Annotated in this window: 11 protein-coding genes; 6 read left to right on the forward strand and 5 right to left on the reverse strand. The window is 70.3% G+C overall.

The annotated features are described in order from the left end of the window. Window positions 1-24 precede the first annotated feature (24 nt). Both AB5J49_RS23615 and AB5J49_RS23620 read left to right on the forward strand, forming a co-directional pair. Window positions 25-927, forward strand: a complete 903-nt coding sequence (locus AB5J49_RS23615; protein WP_369170603.1) for an LLM class flavin-dependent oxidoreductase — start codon at window positions 25-27, stop codon at window positions 925-927. A 112-nt stretch (window positions 928-1,039) separates the two neighbouring features. Further along, on the forward strand, window positions 1,040-1,930 hold the full coding sequence (locus AB5J49_RS23620; protein ID WP_369170604.1) for an HAD-IIB family hydrolase: 891 nt from the start codon (window positions 1,040-1,042) through the stop codon (window positions 1,928-1,930). A 14-nt stretch (window positions 1,931-1,944) separates the two neighbouring features. Here AB5J49_RS23620 and AB5J49_RS23625 read toward each other — a convergent pair whose 3' ends face one another. From AB5J49_RS23625 to AB5J49_RS23640, 4 genes are all read right to left on the reverse strand, one after another. Further along, window positions 1,945-3,027 (reverse strand): M23 family metallopeptidase, encoded by a 1,083-nt coding sequence (locus AB5J49_RS23625; protein WP_369170605.1) that lies wholly within the window; start codon window positions 3,025-3,027, stop codon window positions 1,945-1,947. A gap of 155 nt (window positions 3,028-3,182) precedes the next feature. Next, entirely contained in the window at window positions 3,183-6,731 is a 3,549-nt protein-coding gene (cydD, locus tag AB5J49_RS23630) for a thiol reductant ABC exporter subunit CydD (protein WP_369170606.1), read from the reverse strand. A 64-nt stretch (window positions 6,732-6,795) separates the two neighbouring features. After that, a complete protein-coding gene (gene cydB / locus AB5J49_RS23635) occupies window positions 6,796-7,815 on the reverse strand; it encodes a cytochrome d ubiquinol oxidase subunit II (protein WP_369170607.1) in 1,020 nt (339 codons plus the stop codon). 20 nt (window positions 7,816-7,835) lie between these two features. Then, window positions 7,836-9,344 carry a cytochrome ubiquinol oxidase subunit I gene (locus AB5J49_RS23640; protein ID WP_369170608.1) on the reverse strand — a complete coding sequence of 503 codons (1,509 nt, stop codon included), beginning with the start codon at window positions 9,342-9,344 and terminating at the stop codon, window positions 7,836-7,838. 141 nt (window positions 9,345-9,485) lie between these two features. On the opposite strand from AB5J49_RS23640, the gene AB5J49_RS23645 reads away from it, so the two are divergent. Next, window positions 9,486-9,878: a cyclophilin-like fold protein gene (locus AB5J49_RS23645; protein WP_369170609.1), complete on the forward strand. Its 393-nt coding sequence runs from the start codon at window positions 9,486-9,488 to the stop codon at window positions 9,876-9,878. A gap of 15 nt (window positions 9,879-9,893) precedes the next feature. On the opposite strand, the gene hisC is transcribed toward AB5J49_RS23645, so the two are convergent. After that, window positions 9,894-10,973 carry a histidinol-phosphate transaminase gene (hisC, locus tag AB5J49_RS23650; RefSeq protein WP_369170610.1) on the reverse strand — a complete coding sequence of 360 codons (1,080 nt, stop codon included), beginning with the start codon at window positions 10,971-10,973 and terminating at the stop codon, window positions 9,894-9,896. Window positions 10,974-11,400: 427 nt separating this feature from the next. Here hisC and AB5J49_RS23655 point away from each other — a divergent pair, with 427 nt between their 5' ends. From AB5J49_RS23655 to AB5J49_RS23665, 3 genes are all read left to right on the forward strand, one after another. Then, window positions 11,401-12,513 (forward strand): LacI family DNA-binding transcriptional regulator, encoded by a 1,113-nt coding sequence (locus AB5J49_RS23655; protein ID WP_079052380.1) that lies wholly within the window; start codon window positions 11,401-11,403, stop codon window positions 12,511-12,513. Window positions 12,514-12,755: 242 nt separating this feature from the next. Beyond that, window positions 12,756-13,832: a metallophosphoesterase gene (locus AB5J49_RS23660; protein ID WP_369170611.1), complete on the forward strand. Its 1,077-nt coding sequence runs from the start codon at window positions 12,756-12,758 to the stop codon at window positions 13,830-13,832. A 193-nt stretch (window positions 13,833-14,025) separates the two neighbouring features. Then, the gene (locus tag AB5J49_RS23665) at window positions 14,026-14,898 is read left to right on the forward strand and encodes a hypothetical protein (RefSeq protein WP_369170612.1); all 873 of its coding nucleotides are present in this window, start codon (window positions 14,026-14,028) and stop codon (window positions 14,896-14,898) included. The last annotated feature ends 123 nt before the right edge of the window (window positions 14,899-15,021 follow it).

Here is a 15,021-nt window from a genome sequence, read left to right on the forward strand (position 1 = left end):
CGTTCGGCCGCTTACGCTCGACACATGAGTCTGCGCCTGAGCACCGTGATCCTCCCGTACCGTCGCTGGTCCGAGGGGGGCCGCGAGGCATGGCAGCGCGCGGAGCAGCTCGGCTTCCACACCGCGTACACCTACGACCACCTGTCCTGGCGCAGCTTCCGGGACGGCCCGTGGTTCGGTGCCGTGCCGACGCTGACCGCCGCCGCGGCCGTCACCGACCGTCTGCGGCTCGGCACTCTGGTGACCTCGCCGAACTTCCGGCATCCGGTGCCGTACGCCAAGGAACTGGTCTCCCTCGACGACATCTCCGGTGGCCGCTTCACGCTCGGCGTCGGTGCGGGCGGCTCGGGGTTCGACGCCACCGTGCTCGGCCAGGACCCGTGGACGCCGCGCGAGCGGGCCGACCGGTTCGCCGAGTTCGTCCAGCTCCTGGACCGGCTGCTGACCGAGGACGCGGTGTCGTACGAGGGCGACTTCTATTCGGCACACGAGGCACGCAACATCCCGGGCTGTGTGCAGCGCCCCCGGCTGCCCTTCGCGGTCGCCGCGACCGGCCCGCGTGGGCTGCGGCTCGCGGCGCGGTACGGGCAGGCATGGGTGACGACGGGCGACCCCAAGCTGTACGAGACCGGCACTCCCGAACAGTCGATTCAAGCCATTCGCGGACAGGCCGAGAAGCTGGCCGACGCCTGCGCCGAGATCGGCCGGGACACCGCCGACCTCGACAAGATCCTGCTCACCGGTTTCACTCCGGACCGCAGCCGTCCGTTGGAGTCCTTCGACGCGTTCGTGGACTTCGCGGGGCGCCATCAGGAACTGGGATTCACCGAGATCGTGGTCCACTGGCCGATCCCCGACTCGGACTTCGCGGCCGACGAGAAGGTCTTCGAGCAGATCGCCATGGAGGCGGCAGCTCAGCTGCGGTGAGCCGGTCGGGCGCGACAGTGCTGGTCAGGACCGTGTGGGCGGGGCCCTCAGGGACGGTTTCTCCTCAGGCGGTGCCTCAGATGTGCGGACTGCCGCACGGTCGTGCAGGCATATGCGGGAGAATGACCCGGTGACCTCAGCGACTCGACAGCCCCAGACTCCGGCCGCCGCCGCTGTCCGCCCGCGGCTCATCGCCACCGACCTGGACGGCACCCTTCTGCAAGACGACAAGTCGGTCTCCCCGCGCACGGTGGCCGCGCTGGCCGCCGCCGAGGAGGCGGGCATCGAGGTGTTCTTCGTCACCGGGCGCCCGGCCCGCTGGATGGATGTCGTCAGCGACCACGTCCACGGTCACGGCCTGGCGATCTGCGGCAACGGGGCGGCGGTGGTCGACCTGCACGGCGGGCCCGGCGCCCACCGCTTCGTGAAGGTGCGGGAGCTGGCCCGGCAGAACGCGCTGGACGCCGTACGGCTGCTGCGCGAGGCGGCTCCGGACACGGTGTACGCGGTGGAGCAGACGTACGGCTTCTACCAGGAGCCGAACTATCCCAAGCTGCACATGGAGATACCGGACGAGCTCGCGCCGGCCGAGGACCTCCTGGCGCCGGACGCCCCCGGCGCCGGCGAGCCCGTACTCAAGATCCTCGCCTACCACCACACCCTCGACCCCGACGCCTTCCTCACCCTCGCCCGCCTCGCCATCGGCGACCGCGCCAATGTCACCCGCTCCAGCCCCAGCGCCCTGCTGGAGATCAGCGGCCCCGACGTCTCCAAGGCCAGCACGCTCGCCCTGTGCTGCGCCGAGCGCGGTATCTCGCACGAGGAGGTCGTGGCCTTCGGGGACATGCCGAACGACGTCGAGATGCTGACCTGGGCGGGCCAGTCGTACGCGATGGGCAATGCGCACCCGGATGTCGTCGCCGCCGCGTCGGGGCGCACGGTCGCCAACAACGAGGACGGTGTGGCGGTCGTGATCGAACAGCTGCTGGCGCAGCGGGACTAGGCCGAGCCAGCCTCCTACCCCACCTGCACCCCCCGCGCCGCCAGCCACGGCACCGGGTCCACCGCCGAGCCCATCTCCGCAGTGACCCGCACCTCGAAGTGCAGGTGTGGGCCGGTGGAGTTGCCGGTCGTGCCCGTCTGGCCGATCCACTGCCCGGTGTCCACGCGCTCGCCCTGGTCCACGGCGACGGAGGCAAGATGGGCGTACTGCGTGTAGTAGCCGTCCGCATGCCGGACGACGATCTCCATGCCGAAGGCGCCCCCGCACGACACCCTGGCCACGCGCCCGTCCCCGACCGCCCGCACCGGCGTGCCGATGGGCACCGCGAAGTCCTGCCCGGTGTGCTGGTTCGCCCACCGCAGCCCGCCGCTGCCGAACGCCGCGGACAGCTCGTACGACTCCACCGGCGTGACCCACTCGGTCGTGAAGTCCGTCTGCGGTTGGTCGAGCCGGACGGCACCGGCGCAGGAGCCGGCGGCCACGGAGGCGTCGGCCTGCCCCTGCAACTGCCACCGCGCCGCTTCGAGCTTCTGCTCGATGCCCTTCTTCAGCTCGGCGAGCGCGGCGTTGCGCTTGTCCAGGGTCTGCCAGGCCGCCGCGGCCTTGGCCTCGTCCGCGGCCAGCCGGGCCTCGGCACGACGGTTCTTCTCGATGGCGTTGTCGACGGCCAGGTTCGTCTGCGAGAAGACATGCTGACCGCGCATCAGCTGATCCGGGCTCTTGGCGAGGATCATCTGCACGGTGAGCGGCATTCCGCCGCTGCTGCGGTACTGGGCGCGCGCGATCCGGCCCAGGTCCTCGTGCAGGACGCCGATCTGCCGCCGCTCGCGTTCGAGCAGCGCCTCGATCCGCTGTGCCTTCGCCCGCTGCACCTCGGCCTCCTGCCGGCCCGCCTCGTACCGCTGTGTCGCCAGGGCCGCGTCCTCGTACAGCCGCGCCACCTGCGCACCGAGGCCCACATCACCGCCCGTTCCCCCGCCGTCGCGGCCCGGGGTGTCCTTCCCGTCGCCGGTGGCGTCGGCGGACGGAGCCACCAGCAGGGCGAGCGCGCACAGCAGCGCCGGAACGAGGAGGCGTTTGCGGCGATATGGGCGCATGTCAGCGATCCTGGCCCGCGCGCCGGGTCCCAGTCTTGTTCGGGTCGTACGCCTGGGGGACGCGTTGCTGCGGATGGGTCAGTACGCCTGTTGACGCGAGCGTCGACGAGCGGTCGCCGGAGAGCACTCACCCGCGACCACGGGCCGACCGCGCGCTACGGCGCCCCCACCAGCAAATCCGCCTCCTCCTCCCGCTCCACCATCCGCCGCAGCGGCCCGTCCACAGCGGCCAGCTCCGCGAACGTCCCTCGCTGCACCACACGCCCCGCGTCCAGGACGACCACCTCGTCCACCGCGTCCAGACCGGCCAGGCGATGGGTGATGAGCAGAGTCGTGCGGCCCTCGGTGGCGGCCAGCAGATCGGCGGTGAGGGCGTCGGCTGTGGGCAGATCGAGGTGCTCGGCGGGCTCGTCGAGCACGAGGACGGGGAAGTCGGCGAGCAGTGCGCGGGCCAGCGCGAGCCGCTGCCGCTGCCCGCCCGACAGCCGCGCCCCGTGCTCGCCCACGAGCGTGTCCAGCCCGTCGGGCAGGCTGTCGGCCCAGCCGAGCAACCGAGCCCGCTCGAGGGCGTCCCGCAGCTCGGCCTCGGTGGCGTCCTTCTTCGCGAGGAGCAGGTTCTCGCGTACGGAGCTGTCGAAGAGGTGCGCGTCCTGCGCGCACAGCCCGACGAGCCGCCGTACGTCGTCGCCGTCCAGCGAGTACGCGTCCACGCCGCCCAGCGTGTACGAGCCCGCGTCCGTGTCCAGGAAGCGCAGGAGGACCTGCGCAAGCGTCGTCTTGCCGGACCCGGACGGGCCGACCACGGCGATCCGGCGGCCCTCCTCCAGGGTCAGGTGAAGGCCGGCGAGCGCGTCCCGGTCCTGCCCCGCGTGACGGGCGGTCAGGCCCCTGACGGCGACCGGGAAGGGCGACGCAGGCGCCTGCTGGGGCCGCTCCGGCTCCCGTACGGGCTCGGGGGCGTCCAGCACCTCGTACACGCGCTCCGCGCTCTTGCGCACCCGCTGCCGGTACTGCACGGCGAGCGGCAGCCCCAGGACGGCCTCGAAGGCAGCCAGGGGAGCCAGGACGACGACGGCCATCGCCACGCCGCCCAGCCGCCCCTCGGCGACCGCCTGGGCGCCCACGAGGGCGGTGGCGGCGACGGTGAGGCCGGAGACCAGCGCGGTGAGTCCGTCGCCGAGCGCGGTGGCGGTGGCGGCCCGTGAGGCGATCCGGGTGAGCGCCCCGTCGGCCCGCCGCGCTTCGGCCGTACGGCTGGGCAGGGCGCCGGCGACGGTCAGCTCCGCGGTGCCGGTGAGCAGATCCGTCACGCGCGTCGCGAGCACTCCGCGGGCGGGGGCCAGCCTGTGCTCGGCGCGGCGGGCGACGGCACCCGTGACGAGCGGGACACCGGCCCCGGCCGCCAGGAGCCCCACCGCGAGCACGGCACCGGCCTCGGGCAGCAGCCACGCGGTGAAGCCGACGGCACCGGCGGACACAACGGCCGCCGCGGCCGCGGGCAACAGCCAGCGCAGCCAGTAGTCCTGCAGTGCGTCCACGTCGGCGACGAGCCGCGACAGCAGATCGCCCCGACGCGTGCGGCGCAGCCCGGCGGGCGCCAGCCGCTCCAGCCGCCGGTACACGGCGACCCGGGTGTCGGCCAGCATGCGCAGCACCGCGTCATGCGAGACCAGGCGCTCGGCGTACCGGAACACGGCCCGCCCGATACCGAAGGCGCGCGTCGCCGTCACAGCCACCATCAGGTACAGCACGGGCGGCTGCTGAGAGGCCCGCGAGATGAGCCACCCGGAGGTCGCCATGAGCCCGACGGCACTGCCGAGCGCGAGGCTCCCGAGCAGCAGCGCGAGGACGAGGCGGCCGCGCCGGGGACCGGACATGGCGCGGACCCGGGCGAGGACGCCCCGTGTGTGAGTCGCGAGCGGTACGGCTGCCCCGGCGGCGTCCGAAGGGGCCTGAGGTTCGTCCGCAGCGGTACCGCCCCGTGCTTCCCGCTCGATCGGGTCGATCGGGTGGCCGACGGCGGGCACGGGCGCCTCGGGCCGTGCGCCTGCCTGCACGGGTACCGCGGCTTCCGACAGCCGCACCACCCGGTCCGCCACGCCCAGCAGCGCCGGCCGATGCACCACCAGCAGCACCGTCCGCCCCACCGCCAGCCTCCGCACGGCCTCCACGACCTCGGCCTCGGTGGCCCCGTCGAGGGCGGCCGTCGGCTCGTCGAGCAGCAGTACGGGCCGGTCCGCAAGGAACGCCCGGGCCAGTGCGAGCCGCTGCCGCTGCCCTGCGGACAGCCCGGCCCCGTCCTCACCGAGCACGGTGTCGACGCCCCCGGACAGCGCGTCCACGAACTCCAGCGCCCCGGCATCCCCCAGCGCACGTCGTACGGCAGCGTCGTCCGCGTCGGGCCGTGCCAGCCGTACGTTCTCGGCGATCGTCCCGGCGTACAGGTGCGGCCGCTGCGGAACCCAGGCGATACGTGAGCGCCACTCCTGCAGATCGAGATCGGCGAGATCGGCTCCCCCGACCAGCACCCGCCCCTCGGCAGGCCGCACGAACCCCAACAGCACGTTCAGCAGCGTCGACTTGCCCGCGCCGCTCGGCCCGACGAGCGCGACCGTCTCCCCGGGCTCGACGGCGAGGGACACGTCCGACACGACGTCGGCGGACCGTCCGGGGTAGCGGACCGAGACTCCTTCGAATGACACCGTCCCCGTCGGCACCGCCGCGGTCCCCGAGGCCGGCCTCGGCGTCTCCAGCACCTCGAAGATCTCCTCGGCCGCGGACAGACCCTCGGCCGCCGCGTGGTACTGCGCACCCACCTGACGCAGCGGGAGATAGGCCTCGGGCGCCAGCACGAGGATGACCAGGCCGTCGTACAGATGCATCTCGCCGTGGACGAGCCGCATGCCGATCGTCACGGCGACCAGTGCCACCGAGAGGGTCGAGAGCAGCTCCAGTGCGAAGGAGGAGATGAAGGCGATCCGCAGTGTCCGCATGGTCGCCCGGCGGTACTCGCCGGTGATGCGCCGGATCGACTCGGCCTGCGCCTTGGCCCGCCCGAACACCTTCAGGGTCGGCAGCCCGGCGACGACGTCCAGGAAGTGCCCGGACAGCCGGGACAGCAGCCGCCACTGGCGGTCCATCCGGGACTGCGTGGCCCAGCCGATCAGCATCATGAAGACCGGGATGAGCGGAAGGGTGCCGACGATGATCGCCGCCGAGACCCAGTCCTCGGTCACGATTCGCGCCAGCACGGCCACCGGCACCACCACCGCGAGCCCCAACTGCGGCAGATAGCGCGAGAAGTAGTCGTCGAGGGCATCGACGCCCCGCGTGGCGAGGGCGACCAGGGAACCGGTGCGCTGTCCGCTCAGCCAGCCGGGCCCCAGCTCGGCCGACCGCTCCAGCAGCCGCCCCCGCAGCTCCGACTTCACCGCCGCGCTCGCCCGGTGCGCGGCGAGCTCGGTGAGCCACGCGATGACCGCGCGGCCGACCGCTACAGCGGCCAACAGGAGCAGGGGAGTGCGCAGTTCGGCGGCGGACATCCCGTGCTCGAACGCACCTACCACCGCCTCGGCGATGAGCATCGCCTGCGCGATGACGAGCACCGCACCGACGACGCCCAGGCCGACGACCGCGACCAGGAAGAGGCGAGTGGTGCGGGCGTATCGGAGAAGACGCGGATCGATCGGTTTCACGTGAAACATGCCCTTCGGTCCAGGGCGGGGTGTTTCACGTGAAACATCGTGAACCACCCCGCCCGCAGCGGACTCAGTGCGTGGCCCCCGCAGCGGCCTCCGCAGCGATGTGCTGCGTGCCGATCCGCTTACGGAACACCCAGTAGGTCCAGCCCTGGTAGAGCATGACGATCGGTGTGGCGATCACCGCGCACCAGGTCATGATCTTCAGCGTGTAGGGGCTCGACGAGGCGTTGGTGACCGTGAGGCTCCACTCGTCATTGAGCGAGGACGGCATGACGTTCGGGAAGAGCGTCAGGAAGAGCATCGCCACGGCGGCCACGATGGTGACGCCGGAGAAGGCGAACGACCATCCCTCACGCCCGGCCTGGTTCGCCACGAGCGCGGCGACCAGAGCCGCAACGGCCACGATCAGCGCGACCAGGCTCTTGCCGTCGCCGTTCTTGACCTGCGTCCAGAGCAGGAAGATCAGCGCCAGCACGGCGGCGGCGAGACCGACCCGCAGGGCCAGCGTCCGCGCCCGCTCCCGGATCTCCCCGACGGTCTTGAGCGCGGTGAACACCGCACCGTGGAAGGTGAACAGCGTCAGCGTCACCAGACCGCCGAGGAGCGCGTACGGATTGAGCAGGTCCCACAAGGTGCCGACATACTCGAAGTTCTGGTCGATCTTCACGCCCCGCACGATGTTGCCGAAGGCCACACCCCACAAGAACGCCGGGATCAGCGAGCACCAGAAGATGGCTTGCTCCCAGTTGCGCTGCCAGTTCTCCTCGGGCCGCTTGGCCCGGTACTCGAAGGCCACGCCCCGGACGATCAGGCAGACCAGGATGAGCAGCAAGGGCAGGTAGAACCCGGAGAAGAGCGTGGCGTACCACTCAGGGAAGGCAGCGAAGGTCGCACCGCCGGCCGAGAGCAACCACACCTCGTTGCCGTCCCAGACGGGACCGATGGTGTTGATCAGCACCCGCCGCTCGGGCCGGTTACGGGCGAGCAGCTTGGTGAGGACCCCGACCCCGAAGTCGAACCCCTCCAGGAAGAAGTAGCCGATCCACAGGACGGCGATCAGGACGAACCAGACGTCGTGAAGTTCCATGACTGTGCAACTCCCTCGGCCTAGTAGGAGAAGGCCATCGGCTTGTCGGCGTCACGGTCGTCGCCGCCGATCTTCGTGGGCGGGTTCAGGTCTGCCTCCGTCAGCTCGGGCGGGCCGGCCTTGACGTACTTCACGAGGAGCTTGACCTCGACGACGGCGAGGATGGCGTAGAGCGTGGTGAAGACGATCATCGAGGTGAGGATTTCGCCTTGAGAGACGCCGGGGGAGACCGCGTCACGGGTGCGCAGAACGCCATAGACGACCCAGGGCTGGCGGCCCATCTCGGTGAAGATCCAGCCCCAGGAGTTGGCGATCAGTGGGAAGGCCAGGGTCCAGATCGCGATGCGCCAGTACCACTGCGTCAGCTTCGGGCCGAGCGCCTTCTTCGGGAGCAGCACCAGATGCGGCACCTCGTCGTCGCCGACCCTCAGGTGCTGCGGCAGCATGAACTTCTTGCGGGTCAGCCAGAGCCCGGCCAGGCCGATGGCGAACGACGCCATGCCGAAGCCGATCATCCAGCGGAAGCCCCAGTAGGCGACGGGGATGTTGGGCCGGTAGTCGCCCGGACCGTACTTCTCCTGCTCGGCCTTGTTGACGTCGTTGATGCCGGGGACGTACGAGGTGAAGTCGTCCTTGGCCAGGAAGGACAGCAGGCCCGGAATCTCGATGGCGACCTTGTTATGGCCCTTGTCCACATCGCCGACGGCGAAGACCGAGAAGGGTGCCGGCTCCTCGCCGTCCCACAGCGCCTCGGCCGCGGCCATCTTCATCGGCTGCTGCTCGTACATGATCTTGCCGAGGACATCGCCGCTGATCGCGGTGAGCATGCCGCCGATGACGACGGTGACCAGGCCGAGCCTGAGCGAGGTCTTCATGTCGCGGATGTGCTTCTTGCGCAGCAGGTGGAAGGCGGAGATGCCGACCATGAACGCGCCGCCGGTCAGGAACGCCGCCGACAGGGTGTGGAAGGCCTGCGCGAGGGCGGTGTTCTGGGTCAGTACGAGCCAGAAGTCGGTGAGCTCGGCCCGTCCCTTCGCCTCGTTGATCCGGTAGCCGACCGGGTGCTGCATCCACGAGTTGGCCGCGAGGATGAAGTACGCCGACAGGATCGTGCCGATGGAGACCATCCACATACAGGCCAGGTGGATCTTCTTCGGCAGCTTGTCCCAGCCGAAGATCCACAGGCCGATGAAGGTGGACTCGAAGAAGAAGGCGATCAGAGCCTCGAAGGCGAGCGGAGCGCCGAAGACGTCACCGACGAAGCGGGAGTAGTCGGACCAGTTCATGCCGAACTGGAACTCCTGCACGATGCCGGTGACCACACCCATCGCGATGTTGATCAGGAAGAGCTTGCCCCAGAACTTCGTCGCTCTGAGGTACTTCTCCTTCTCCGTGCGCACCCAGGCGGTCTGCAGCCCGGCCGTCAGGGCGGCCAGCGAGATCGTCAGAGGGACGAACAGAAAGTGGTAGACGGTGGTGATACCGAACTGCCAGCGCGCCAGAGTCTCCGGCGCCAAAGCCAGGTCCACGTCGCCGCTCCTTACCTACGCTTGTGAAAGCGTTCACATTCACAAGCAATTATGCAGCACCCGCATTCCGGCCTCCGAGGGGGGTCCCTCATTAGGTTCAACCCCTTGGCGCGAACTTCAACATATTGTTGAATCACCTGCATGCAGACACAGACACCCCAACGGATACGGATCTCCTGGCCCGCGGGTCACCTCACCGCGGCCCTCGACGACACCCCGACCACGCAAGCCCTCGCCAAGGCCCTCCCGCTCGTCTCCACCGCCCGCACGTGGGGCGAGGAGGTCTACTTCGACACGGGCGTCGCCGTTCCACGTGAAACCAACGCCCGACAGGTCGTCGACCCGGGCACGGTCGCCTTCTGGACGGACGGCGACGCGCTCGCCCTCCCCTATGGGCCCACACCGATCTCGCGGGGCGACGAGTGCCGCCTCGCGAGCCCGTGCAACGTCCTCGGCCACGTAGACGGCGACCCCCGCCTGCTGGCGACCGTCCGCGACGGCGACCCCGTGCGCGTGGAGCTCGTGGACGCCTGACCTGCTTGCGGAGCCCTACAGCTCCTTGCGGAACCCTTCCGCCACCTTCAGGAAGATGTCGTTCGCCTCGGCCTCCCCGACCGTCACCCGCACACCCTCGCCCGGGAACGGTCGGACCACCACGCCGTGCTGCTCACACGCCGCCGCGAAGTCCACCGTGCGCTCCCCCAGCCGCAGCCACACGAAGTTGGCCTGAGTCTCGGGCACCGTCCAGCCCTGGGCGCGCAGCCCGTCGACCACGCGGTTGCGCTCGCACACCAACGAGCCCACCCGGCCGAGCAGTTCGTCCTCGGCACGCAGTGAGGCGATGGCCGCGTCCTGCGCGAGCTGGCTCACCCCGAAGGGCACGGCCGTCTTGCGCAGCGCCGCCGCGACCGGCTCATGGGCGATCGCGAAGCCGACACGGAGGCCGGCGAGGCCGTACGCCTTGGAAAACGTCCGCAGGACACAGACGTTCGGCCGCTCACGGTAGATCTCCACACCGTCCGGCACCTCGGGGTCGCGGATGAACTCGCGGTACGCCTCGTCGAGCACCACCAGCACATCGCCGGGCACCCGGTCGAGGAACCGCTCCAGCTCGGCCCGCTTCACGACCGTGCCCGTCGGGTTGTTGGGGTTGCAGACGAAGATCAGCCTGGTCCGGTCGGTGATGGCGGCGGCCATCGCGTCCAGGTCGTACACATCGCCCGGGGTCAGCGGCACCTTCACGGACGTGGCACCGCTGATCTGCGTGATGATCGGGTACGCCTCGAAGGACCGCCAGCCGTAGATGACCTCGTCGCCGGGGCCGGCCGTGGCCTGAATCAGCTGCTGGGCGACGCCGACCGAGCCGGTGCCGGTGGCCAGGTGAGAGATCGGCACTCCGTAGCGCTCCGACAACTCGCTCATCAGCGCCGTGCACATCATGTCCGGGTAGCGGTTGAAGGACGAGGCGGCGGCCGTCACGGACTCCATCACGCCGGGCAGCGGCGGATAGGGGTTCTCGTTGGAAGACAGCTTGTAGGCCACCGGACCACCGGCCGCGGCAGGCTTGCCTGGCTTGTAGGTGGGGATCCCCGCCAGCTCCGCGCGCAGCTTGGGGCTCGTCTCGCTCACCGCAGTCCTCCTCGCGACCACCGGCGGCCCATCACCACCGCCGACTCAATACTCCTCACCTTATGAGGATTCGGCGCCGATGCGTACAGGTGCGGCGCCCTCGAGTACGGACCCCTTCTGCCACACCCGCATCAGGGGCATCGTCGTACGAAGTTGTACGAATTAGGGGGCGCGTCACACATATATCTACGCGCCGGTGGCTCGCGCCGTGGCGCGCATCCCTCGTGAAGGTGAGTTGAGACCTCTTCGAAACATCGCGCACTTGGCAGGCCCATGCGTGCCGACAAGTCAGGTCCTATTATTGGAACGTTCAACTCCCTTGTTTTCCAAGGGGTTTGACGCTCGATGACCTTGCAGAAACGTGCCTGTCAACGAGTGCATATGCGTCCGCACTACCCCACCGCATGAGCCCTACTATCGGCTCGCCATGACAGCAGCAGGGAAGCACCAGGTGAGCCGCGCGGAAACCTCACGCCGAGGCAGCCGGCCCAGCCGGGCGGGCATCAGAGACGTGGCCGCCGCCGCCGGGGTCTCCATCACAACCGTCTCCGACGCCCTCAACGGCAAGGGCCGGCTCCCCGACGCCACCCGACGCCATGTCCGAGAGGTCGCCGACCGGCTGGGCTACCGGCCCTCGGCCGCCGCCCGGACACTCCGTACCGGCAAATCAGGTCTCATCGGCCTGACCGTGACGACGTACGGGGATGAACCTTTCACCTTCACCGAGTTCGCGTACTTCGCGGAAATGGCCCGCGCCGCCACCTCGGCCGCGCTCGCCCGCGGCTACGCCCTCGTGATCCTCCCCGCGACCTCGCGCCACGACGTCTGGTCGAACGTCGCCCTCGACGGCACGGTCGTCATCGACCCGTCCGACCAGGACCCGGTCGTCAGCGAACTGGTCAGGCAGGGCCTACCGGTCGTCTCCGACGGCCGCCCGGCCGGTTCGCTCCCGGTCACCGCCTGGGTCGACAACGACCACGAGGCCGCCGTACTCGGCATCCTCGACCACCTGGCCGACGCAGGCGCCCGCCGGATCGGTCTACTCACGGGCACCACCACGGACACGTACACCCACCTGTCGACCACCGCCTACCTGCGCTGGTGCGAGCGGGTCGGCCAGGATCCGGTGTACGAGGCCTACCCGGCGCACGACCCGTGCGCGGGCGCCGTCGCCGCCGACCGGCTGCTCGCCCGCCCCGACCGCCCCGACGCCGTCTACGGCCTGTTCGACCCGAACGGCACCGACCTGCTCGCCGCCGCCCGCCGCTACGGCCTGCGCGTACCGGACGACCTGCTTCTGGTCTGCTGCAGCGAGTCGACCGTGTACGCCAACACCGAGCCGCCCATCACCACGCTCTCCCTCAAGCCGCGCCGCATCGGCACGGCCGTGGTCCAGCTCCTCATCGACGCCATCGAGGGGGTCGAGTCGGACCGGCCGGTCGAGCAGGTGATACCGACCGAACTGATCGTGCGTACCTCGTCCCAGCGACGTCCGCCGCGTACGACGGTCAGCCCACCCCGGTCGCCCGAGGAGCGGTAGAAGCAGGTCGGGGGGAGTGCACAAGCAGGTAGAGGGCGAAAGAAAGCGCGGTCACCGGGCGGCCGAAGCCCTGCCCAATCGGGGCGAAAGCCGCGGTGAACAGGAGTCCTGCTCCGATTCACCACCCCTGGGTCATCACATGGCGCGATCGGCATTCCTATGATGGGCCCACGACACCCGCGGGCCGCTGCGACCAGGCAGTCCGATGCGGTGCAGCTGCGGCGCGATGGTGGAGGGGTCTGATGACTCAGGGGGCCGGTCAGGGACCCGAGATGGAGCGGACGGCGACGTTGCGCGACTTCCGGGTGCCCGCTTACGTCCACGAGACCGGTCCGTACGCCCACAGCACGCACCCGGGCGACGTCGCCCCGCCCCTCGACGAGGCCCCTCCGGAGGGCTACACGCCCACGCAGCGCGACCTGCCCGTGATCAACCGCGGTGACACCCTTCAGGTGACCGTCGACCCCGCGGCCGTGCCGGACCCGCAGTCGGTGGACGGTCCGGGGCCGCTGTTCGTCGTCGGTGACGTGCACGGCTATCTCGACGAGTTGGTGGCCGCCCTCCAGGAGAAGGGCCTCATCGACTCGGCGGGCAACTGGTGCGCGGGCACCGCCCGGCTGTGGTTCCTCGGCGACTTCACCGACCGCGGCCCCGACGGCATCGGCGTCATCGATCTCGTGATGCGACTGTCGGCGGAGGCCGCCGCGGCCGGCGGCTACTGCAAGGCCCTGATGGGCAACCACGAGCTGCTGCTGATCGGCGCCAAGCGGTTCGGCGACACCCCCGTCAACTCCGGCGCGGGCACCGCCACCTTCCAGGCGGCCTGGCTGCTCAACGGCGGCCAGAAGACCGACATGGACCGTCTCCAGGACCACCACCTGCAGTGGATGTCCCGGCTGGACGCCATGGAAGAGGTCGACGGCCACCTGCTCGTGCACTCGGACACCACCGCCTATCTCGACTACGGCGACTCGATCGAGGCGGTCAACGACACCGTCCGCGAGACGCTCACGCGCAACGACGCCGACGAAGTCTGGGACCTGTTCCGCAAGTTCACCAAGCGGTTCTCCTTCCGCGACGAGGGGGGCGCCGACCACGTTCGCTCCCTGCTCGATACGTACGGCGGCACCCGCATCGTTCACGGCCACAGCCCCATTCCGTACCTGCTGGGCGAGGTCGGCTCCGAGGAGGGCGAGGACAGCACCGGGCCCCTGATCGAGGGGCCGCACGTGTACGCCGAGCGCCTCGCCATCGCGATGGACGGCGGCGTGACCATGGCCGGAAAGCTGCTGGTCCAGCAACTTCCCCTGGATATCTGAACGTTCACCGGGCAGGCGTCCCCTCATGACGCAGTGACGGAAGACGACGCAGGCCAGAACCCAATTTTGGCAAACCCCCTGTCAACGTGTGCCGTCACCGCTCTACCATCGGCTTATCCGTAGCAGGCTCCCCTCCGTTTCTGCCCGACGGCTCGTTGGCATGCGAGCCCCAAGCCCTACGGAGCATCGGGGGATGCACATGAACAGCGTTCCGCAGCACCTGCACAGTGAGGACCGCCAGGAATACGAGCGGATCCTCGATGAGGCGCTGCGCTCCGCACCACACCGCCCGGAACTGGCCGCTGTCGGACAGCGGCTCAACTCCGAACAGCTGCGCACCATGGCGCTCAACGCCACCGCACTCATCACGGCGGCCGCGGCGACCGAGTACCAGCACTACGTGAAGGTCCGCGAGGAACTGCGCCAACCGGCGCCGTCCACCCCGTCGTCCACCCGTGAGTCCGGCTCGATCGAGCCGGGCACGGGTGCGGTGGGGCTCGCCACCACCGTGGGAGAAGTCGCCGAGACCGCCGGCCCCGGCGTGGTCGCCGTGGTCGCCGTTCTGGCACCCGTCCTCGCCGGCACCGCCGCGGCGCTCTTCCTGCTCGTCGGCTACATCCTGAAGATGCTCGACCCCGAGCCGGCCTTCGCCCAGACGATGCTGACCACCGGATGGGTGTTCGGCGCAGTGGCGGCGGCCGCGATCCTGGTCGCCGCCGTCGGACTCCTGCTCACCGCCCTGCGCAACCGTCCGGCAGCCTTCGACGGCGGACCGTACGGCGAACTGAGCGAGGAGGTCGCCCGGGCCAGGGCAGCCTGGCGCGAGGCCCTGCTGGAGCGTGGCATCCTGCCCTTCCTGCGGGAGGCGCTCGCCGACCCCGGCACGGCGACGGCACTGCACCGCCCGCCACCGTCGACGCCGGCCGGCCGTATCCCGAACCTCGGCTACGACCGTCCGGGCTTCAGCAGCCCGGACGACGGTGCCTCCCGGGGCTCACGGCCGAGCTTCTCCAGCCCGGACTACACGAGCCCGGACTTCGGAGGGCCGGAACACCAGCCGGAGTAGCCCATCGGCTTGCGCCCCCGCCGTAGGAGAGCCCCCGCCAGGGGACCCTCCTCCAAGACGGAGCCCCGGGGAGACCTCCTCGGGGAGGCGCAAGCCGGGCGCCTGGGCAGCACGCCGGACGCC

Origin of the sequence: Streptomyces sp. R28 (assembly GCF_041052385.1) — a bacterium.
In the GTDB taxonomy this organism is placed as follows: domain Bacteria; phylum Actinomycetota; class Actinomycetes; order Streptomycetales; family Streptomycetaceae; genus Streptomyces.